General features: G+C 29.3%; 5 protein-coding genes. 4 read left to right on the forward strand and 1 reads right to left on the reverse strand.

Annotated features, from left to right (window positions below; translation table 11 throughout):
* Positions 1 to 180 precede the first annotated feature (180 nt).
* The 4 genes from BA768_RS21350 (at position 181) to BA768_RS17600 (ending at position 6294) form a co-directional block, all read left to right on the forward strand.
* Positions 181 to 342, forward strand: a complete 162-nt coding sequence (locus tag BA768_RS21350; RefSeq protein WP_165601803.1) for a hypothetical protein — start codon at positions 181 to 183, stop codon at positions 340 to 342.
* Between the two features lie 227 nt (positions 343 to 569).
* Positions 570 to 2666 (forward strand): ATP-dependent endonuclease, encoded by a 2097-nt coding sequence (locus BA768_RS17590; RefSeq protein ID WP_065721827.1) that lies wholly within the window; start codon positions 570 to 572, stop codon positions 2664 to 2666.
* Positions 2648 to 4579, forward strand: coding sequence for an ATP-dependent helicase (locus BA768_RS17595; RefSeq protein WP_065721830.1), 1932 nt, complete (start codon positions 2648 to 2650; stop codon positions 4577 to 4579). Before BA768_RS17590 ends, BA768_RS17595 begins: the two co-directional genes overlap by 19 nt.
* 2 nt (positions 4580 to 4581) lie before the next feature.
* A complete protein-coding gene (locus tag BA768_RS17600; RefSeq protein ID WP_065721828.1) occupies positions 4582 to 6294 on the forward strand; it encodes a hypothetical protein in 1713 nt (570 codons plus the stop codon).
* Between the two features lie 407 nt (positions 6295 to 6701).
* On the opposite strand, the gene BA768_RS17605 is transcribed toward BA768_RS17600, so the two are convergent.
* Entirely contained in the window at positions 6702 to 8855 is a 2154-nt protein-coding gene (locus BA768_RS17605) for a helicase-related protein (protein WP_065721829.1), read from the reverse strand.
* Positions 8856 to 9033 lie beyond the last annotated feature (178 nt).

Consider the following 9033-nt stretch of genomic DNA (forward strand, 5'->3'; position numbering starts at 1 on the left):
TGGATTCAAAACAAGAATACTAAGTAAAATAATGACACTCACATTTATCCAATTCATAAATGTTTTTGTTTATAAAAGAAAAATGAATAATATTAAAATAGCTATTGTGTGATAATGCACTACGGGTTAATATAATATATAATCACAAAATTTTGGATTAAAACTTAAACATCTTAATATATGTCTCAATTAAAAGAAATAAAAAAAATACCTATAGATGAGGTGCTTGAGCATTTTACAAGCGAAGGTATGATTGTCACCAAGGAGGAAGCGGAATTGATTATGGAATTTCTCTATTTTCTTACAGAGAGTGTTATTCTAAAATATTTTGTTGCTGATTAAATCTGTAAATAACTCAAAAGCCGCAATGTAATTTAAAAACGATGTAGTTAAAATGTTTATAACTTCAATATTTCTTAGCTTATTTAATGAATGAAATCTTAACCAAGTTTTAAAATCAAGTAATTAATTGAGAATGTGAAATTTAATTTTAGTATTATAATAAATCAAATGTTATATTTGATTAAATAAATAACCATTTTATAAAACTAATTAAACACATTTTAAATATGAATATTTTTAAAATTCAGATTCATAATTTTAGGTTGCTGAAGCATTTCTCAATGGATTTGGAGAAGGATCTTTCATTAGTTATTGGAAAGAATAATACAGGTAAAACTTCAATTCTTGCAGTTTTAGACAAATTTCTAAATGAAAAAAGCAAATTCTCTTATGATGATTTGAATATAGAATTCAAAAAAGAACTAACTCTGCTTATTGAGCAAGATCCCCCACCTGCTGAATTCGAGCCTATAGGAATCAAGCTCAGACTCTTTATGCAATATGGCGAAACAGATAATCTTTCAAACGTAAGTAGGCTGTTGATGGATTTGGATCCGGACAATAATATTATTGTTTTGGGATTTGAATATATTCTTAATTACACGGAATTTTTAAAGTTAAAATCTGACTTATTTGTCTTTTCGTCTAATGAAGATTCGAAGCAAGTTAAAGCTCGGGAAAATGGCTTAGAGTATGAAAAAAGAGATCTAAAAGATTTCCTGAAGAAAGAAATAGGAACTTATTTTAAGATTCAAAAAAAATCATTTGAATATAAGCTTGATACAAAAGATATTAACGAGGAAAATTTTATTGATCTAGAAAAAGAAGCAATAGGTATCAAGGATGTAATAAACTTTAAATATATAAGTGCCAGACGAGATGTTACCAACAAAGATGTTGATAAGACATTATCTAGGCAAACTTCCAATTTATATAAAAAAAAAGAAGACAATAGCGAAAAGAATCAGGCTACTGAAGATTTTAAAGACCAGCTAGCTGGTACGGATAAGGTTCTTACTGAGATTTATGGGAATTTATTTAATGATGTCATTGACAAAGTAAAAAACTTTGGAGGGATAAAAATAAATGAGTCCGATATAGCTGTTATTTCGACATTACAACACAGGGAGCTTTTAGAAGGTAATACTACGGTTGTCTATACACACGACGAGCATAAATTGCCGGAACACTATAACGGTTTGGGTTATATGAACCTGATCAGTATGATTTTTGAAATTGAAATTATAGTTCAAGAATTTAAAAGAGACAAGGATAAAAAACCAGCGGACATTAATCTTCTCTTTATTGAAGAACCGGAAGCGCATACCCATCCTCAAATGCAATATGTTTTCATAAAAAATATAAAAGAATTGCTTGGTGATGGTATCAAAAGAGAGGATGGCGAAAATCGCATACTTCAGTACGTTATTACAACCCACTCATCTCATATCGTGGCAGATAGTGATTTTGATGATATTAAATATTTGAAAATTGAGAGTACTAATAATGTAGTAGCAAAAAACCTTAAAGATTTAAAAATAGAATATGCGATTGATACTGACCAGTATGAATTTTTAAAACAATATTTAACTATTAGCCGAGCTGAGATATTTTTTGCAGATAAAGCTGTTCTTATTGAAGGGGATACGGAGAGGATCTTAATTCCAACCTTTATGAGAAAGATAGATATTGAAGAAAAAGCTCGCTTAGAAGCTGAAGGTATAAAAGATGATTTTCTTCCCTTATTATCTCAAAATATATCGATAGTAGAAGTCGGAGCATACTCTCAAATTTTCGAGAAGTTTATCCAATTTTTAGGAATCAAAGGAATTATTATTACTGATATAGATTCTAAAGGAGACTTGGGGAAAAAAAATGAAAATGGAGATGTAGTTTTAGAAGCTTGCCCTGTAAGTGCGGGAATTGAAACAAGTAATACTGCCTTGCTACACTTTTTATCAAGCACTTCTTGGGAGCAACTAAAAGTTTTAGCCGAAGAAGATCGTACTATTTCAGTAGGGACTTCAAAGATCTGTTTGTGTTATCAGCAAGAGGAAGGTGCTTATCAAGCAAGAAGTTTTGAAGATGCGTTTATTCATATAAATAGAGATTTTGTTAGTGATAAAAAAGATCTTTTTCAAGGACTAAAAAACAGAAAACTATTTGATGATGCAACAAATGATGCCTATATATTAGCTGAAAAGTGTATCAATAAGAAAACTCATTTTGCATTGGATATTTTATATCACAGAGGCGAAAATTTTAGTAATTGGCAAATTCCAGCATACATTAAAAATGGATTATTATGGTTGAAGAAAGATTGAATTTAGAGCCGGAAGCACAAGAGATATTCGAGTGTGTTGATGAAGAAAGAAACTTTCTTTTAAGTGGTGGTGCGGGTAGTGGTAAAACTTATTCATTAGTAAGTGTGATCAGACAATTTATCATTGAAAACCCTTCAGAAAAAGTAGCTTGCATGACCTATACTAACGCAGCTGTAAGGGAGATTGAAGAAAGAGTAAATCACAAAAACTTAAATGTTTCTACTATACACGATTTCTTATGGGACAATATCAAGCACTTTCAAAAAGAATTAAAGGAAGCTTTGGTTTTCTTGGCTAATGACGACAATGTAACAGATATTTCCATTGCTGAAGTAAGTCCTGTACCAGCTGACTATTTTAGTGATTTAGAAAAAGGTATTCAGTATAAAGAATTTTTCAGGATTCGGGAGGGTATAATTTCTCACGACGAAATATTAATTGTAGCAAATTATCTCTTTGAAAAATATCCTAAACTTTGTGATATTGTAAAGGATAAATACAAATGCATCTTTATAGATGAATATCAAGATACGAGTAGACAGGTTGTAGAAATATTCCTTACTCACTTTAAAAACAGTGCAAGAAAAAATATCATAGGTTTTTTTGGTGATGCTATGCAATCCATTTATGAAGATGGGATTGGTAATTTAGATGATTTTAAAGGAGATGAAGAGGATGAAGTTAAAGAAGTGAAAAAAGAACAGAATAGAAGAAATCCACAAAAGATTATAAATCTGGCTAATCAACTTCGCACAGATGGAATCCGCCAGATTCCTTCAACAGATAGTACCGCACCCAATATGATCAACGGTTCTGTAAAACAAGGAAATGTTTTTTTTCTATATTCTTCTAATAATGATGTTGAGATAGTTAGACAATATCTCATAGATAACTCTGGCTGGGATTTTAATAATTCAAAAGAAACCAAAGAACTTAATCTTACTCATAATTTGATAGCGGGAAAGGCAGGTTTCAGGACTCTAATGAATATTTATGATAGTGATCAAATTTTAAAATTCAGAGATAGAATTAATAAATATATAAAAGAACAGGCGATAACTACTGACTTTTCTGGTAATACCTTTGGTGAGGTAATAGATATACTTCAGTTGGATAAAGCTGGAGGTGAATTGAGAGCTGTAAGTCCTACAGCCGGAATGCAAACTTTCATTGACAATAACGTTGAATTATTTAACTATGCTAAATCATTTAATTACAACGAATTTTCAAAAATATATGTAAGCAAAGATCAATTACTCGATGATAAAAAACAAGATGAAGACGATGAAAATAAAAAAGGCTCAAAACGGGATAGTTTAATCAAGCATTTATTTAAAATTCAGTCAAATATATCACTGTATAAAAATGGAAAATTCAATGAGTTTTTAAAAATTACGGACTATCGTACTCGAATTCTTAGAATATCAGATAAAAGAACTTTAAAGGAAAACATTGAAGAACTTATCTATGTTGGAGATAAAACAGTTGAAGAAGTGATAGATGATGCTAATAATAAAGGAATTTGTATAAGTAACAATGACAAACTCAATTCATTTAAAATAAAAAATAGGTACTTATACAATCGGGTGAAAGATGTAAAATTCAGTGAGTTTCAAAACTTATATAAATACTTGGAAGGGCAAACTCCTTTTTCCACTCAACATAAAACAAAGGGTTCCGAATTTGACAATGTATTGGTTATCCTTGATAACGGCAGGTGGAACGATTACAATTTTGAATATTTATTTCTAAATAATGGCACGCAAAGCGTTTTGGAAAGAACTCAGAAAATTTTCTACGTTTGTTGTACAAGAGCAAAAGAAAATTTGGCTGTTTTTTATCATAATCCGAGCGCCCAAGTTATAGCGAAAGCCAGACAATGGTTTGGTGATGATAATGTAATTGAAATTTAATAATGAAGGGGAAGAAAATTGGAAGAAATCAAAAATTGGTGATTGTTCAAAATTGGAAGGATCTATTTCCCGAGAAAATTGAAAAAAAAGATGTTTTAGATCTTTTAGTAGGTATAGATCCCGATATCTTACTGTTAATTATCTGTGCAATAAATCAATCTTTTATAGCAGATGAATCTTTTGAAATGAAATTGATAGATTCATTGTCGAGTTCTGAAAAAATTAAATACAAATATGAATTAAGTAAAATTATAAATGCTTTAAATTATAGGGACTACAATTCTAATCTTAAAGAAACAAAATGTATTTTCAATGTCAAAGGGAATAACTTATTGATTAAAAAAATCGTTGAGAATTATAATAATTTAAAATATAATGCTAATCCTGAATTTGAATCATTTCCATTTATTCAGGCGTATTTAATATTCAATTCTGAGGTATATCCGAGTATCAAATTTATGGATGATATCCCAGAGAAGTATTTCAAAAGCTTAGCTCAATTCATTATTACAACAAAAACCATTGATTTTGATTTTGTTTATCATCAGCTGTTTATTTTTGTAAGATTAAGATCTTTATTTGAGTATTTATGCAGGAATTATTCTGGATTTTTACAGCGGTTTGAAGATAGACACAATATAAATGGTTTAGACAAATATATTTTTGATCAACTCTTTTTATTGAACTATTTAGATGATAAGAACTATATAAATTTAGATCCAGATAATATAAAAGAATTTCAAATAAAGGAATATTGTGAGGAATTATGTGTTAATTCATTATTCAATAAAGACAAAATTGAACTAAAATATTATCCTCTGCTAAAAGATAGTGAAAATGACAACGGTTACTTCGTTTTAAACAAAGCTTATCTATTCCTAAATTTCTATCATAAAATAAAGTATAAAGTATTTCAATTTTTAACTGAAGAATATAAAGTATTTAATTCCTATAATGATTTTTCTTCCGAATATGCAGAAAAAGGAAGTGAAGAAATATTATTTAGAAATTTGATCCAATTATCTTTAAAGAATAAGTACTATGAAATAATATTCAACGAAAAAGACAAATCATTAATTGACTGCATAATAATCAATAATAAACATATTTTTCTATTTGAATTTAAGGATTATGAGAGCATTAATAAATTAGATGCTATCTATGATTATAAAGAGGTCGAAAAAATAATCGAGAAAAATTTTGTCGAGAAAAAAGGAATCTCTCAATTAATTTCTATGATTAATAAATTAAAAAGCAATAGTGAATTTAATGAAATTATTGACAGAAAGAATATTAAACCTAATATTATTGAAATATATCCTGTTTTAGTAGTCTCAAATTCATTTTATAATGTTCCTTCGTTAGAGCATTATTTAAGTCTGAAAATGATGGAAAAACTTAGTGTATTAGATTTAGGTATTAAAAAAGTTCACAATCTTGCAATGATTGATTTAAATTCATTGGTTGAATTAACATATTATAATAATCAATTTGACTTAGTAAAATGTCTTAAAGAATATGCTCTGAAAAAAAAGAAATTTAATGAAAATGTTGTTTTACCCAATTACCCATCTTTTAGAGAATGTTTCATCAAATCTGATGTTGTGAAGAATAGCGATTTTCTTACCCAATTCTTAAAGTTAACAAACTTTGAAAACAATGAAGATATTAAATCAATGCCAGACGATTTTTTTAAAAAGAAAAAAGAGAAATAACTTATTTTTGATCAGCACCTAATTTTAGCAAAATAAAACCCTGTAATTATCTATTTACAGGGTCTTTGTAAGAGTGGAGTGATACAAGCTCTAAAAACTACAAAATAAATATGAAATTAGAGATTAATTCCAAAAACTCTGTGTTTGAATATATGTAAACATTTTACAACAATAAGAGAAGGCATTCTGATTTAGGAAATTTAACCATAGGAGAGTATCAGATTTAATATCAACTCAATCAAAAATGTAGCATAGAGAGCATGTACATTTTGTCTCAAAATTAGTTGCAATTTCACAAAGCAATGTATAATAAAGAACGAATTTTATTGAAAATTTTCCTTAAATGTAATAACCGTCAAATGTATTAGGTTGTCAACCCAATACAGTATTTTAAGTACGTAATTAAACTAATTATCATTAATAATAATATAAGGATTCTCAATTTTAATTTTCCAAACCCCTTCGTTGTCATCATAAATGAATATTATTCCCGGAATATTATTAATTCCTGCAAAATCAATCTCACCTTCTGAATCATCATGAATAAAGGAAAGGTCAGGGCTTCTTAAATATTGTTTCCCATCAATTTCTTTTGCAATAAGTATAGAAGTACTATTATGAGCATTATCAAGTGTAAAATCAGAAATTTTTGGTACTTGTATAGATTTTACATTTGAAATATTAGATAATAAATCAATCCATTTCTTACATTTTTCTGATACATTTTCTTTGATAAATTCTTTATCTGATAAGATTTCCGCCCGATACTCCCTTATACTTTTTTTCCATCCCATATCCTCAAATAAATCTGAAATTTCGTTGGCATATATTCGTGATCTTATACCAGCCTGATATATTTTTATAGCTTTCAAATTGGGAAGTCCGGTTTCTATAAGCAAGGCTGTTTCCTCTATTAATTCAGCTTCGTCTTCTAAGTCAAGATTTCTGATTTTTTTTGCAATTCCATTAAGAAGCCAAGGTAATTTGTATGAAAAAACATCGCTGATTATTTTTTCTGATTGCTCAAATTCCATCAAAGAGGACATAGGTTCAGCGTTTACCCATAGAGATGTTACATTATCAAAATTTTCATGTGTAATTTCATTTTTATTTTCTTCTAAAACAGGTACGTCATATATGGCTTTTACAATTTTTTGTACTATTGCTATTTTGATATCGGTACTTTTTTCATCTTCTCTATATTCCTCAAGAATATCAATAATTTCGGATAATTTATCCTCTAAAAACAAATCACTGTTTAATGGTATTCCAGAGTTTATAATGGAATTCCATTTATTATGATCTGCTCCAATACGGTTAACAATACCTTTTACCCTTGCTTTTACAAAAAAAATAAACTCATCTTCAGATAGGACATTATTGTTCTTTAATTGAATACAGGCAAGAGAATCTCTAAAAAAAGATTCTATCCACTGGTAATCGGGATTGTTTTCATCAATTTCATAATTATGTAAAGAGTGTAAAGCAAGAAGAGTATCATCAATCCAGTCCAGAGTTTCATCTATTCCGTTTTCTTTTTCATTTAAGTCCTCAAGTTGGTTTTCAGAAATAAGTTCCAACAATAATTCAAAATTAATATTATTTTTTTCTGCAACTTCTTTGAGAAGCTTGACGAGAGCTAATATTCCACTTGCAGCAATATCAATATGGTCTTTATTAAAAAAATTCATTATTTCCTCTTGAGCCTTTTCGTTCTTCCATCTGGCTTTCCGTGTAGATATATCAGATTTATCATGTGCTACTAATATTTTTGCTTCATGGTCAATAAAAGCTCTTCCAGCTCTTCCAGCAATATTCCAAAAATCTCTCTTGGAAATAAGAGTGCCTGCTTGATATAAAGTCGTGAAAATGACCGTTGACACACCTAAATTAACGCCCTGACCCAAAGTAGAGGTTGCAATAATTACACGTGGTTTCCCATTTCTCATTAATCTCTCTATAGGAAGTCTCACATCAGAATGTAAAGACCCATGATGACATAGTATTCCTTTTTTTGCATATTCCAGCCAAGGATTGTTTTCTCCATAAGTTTCAATACAAGCCAATTCAAAAGTTTTCCAATCTAAAGAATTACTGTCCATATAATTGTCAGTATCTGAATTTACCTCAAGGCATTTTAAATATGCTTTAGCCATTGTAAAAACAGAACGTTTCTGTCCTACAAATAGCAATACAGTTCCAAAAACTCTTAATCTATAAGCTGTAGCTGCAATAGCATCATTTTTGTTATCAGGAAAATAATGAACACTTCTCTGTCTTGGTTTTAATGGTAGTTCTTCTTGAACAATAAATCGATTATTAAAAGATGAATGCTCATGACTGCTTCCTAACCAATGCAGGTTTACCTGATTGCCTGTCCACTCCAGTATTCCTAAACGTTCATCTGCTGAACGCCAGGAGTCTTTATACAAAGCATTCTGATTCCCTGTCAACCAATGTGCGAGGTCTTCCGCATTAGGCAATACTGCTGAAAGAAGTAAAAAACGTCCTTCATTCTTCTTAATGAAATACCGTAGTTCTTCAAAAAAGATTTCATTCATTATAAGCCGCTGATTAGCACCTAATAGGTGTCCTTCATCAATTATAACTAGTGTACGTCTTCAAACTAACTTGGACATTTTGGAATAAATCCTTAAGGAGTATTTAGGGTTATAAATTTATTAATTTCTGTTGAAAATACAACTGTCTTCTTTTTCGGATTGAATCCGATTTTATTTG

Source organism: Chryseobacterium sp. CBo1 (assembly GCF_001693475.1).
Lineage (GTDB): Bacteria > Bacteroidota > Bacteroidia > Flavobacteriales > Weeksellaceae > Chryseobacterium > Chryseobacterium formosense.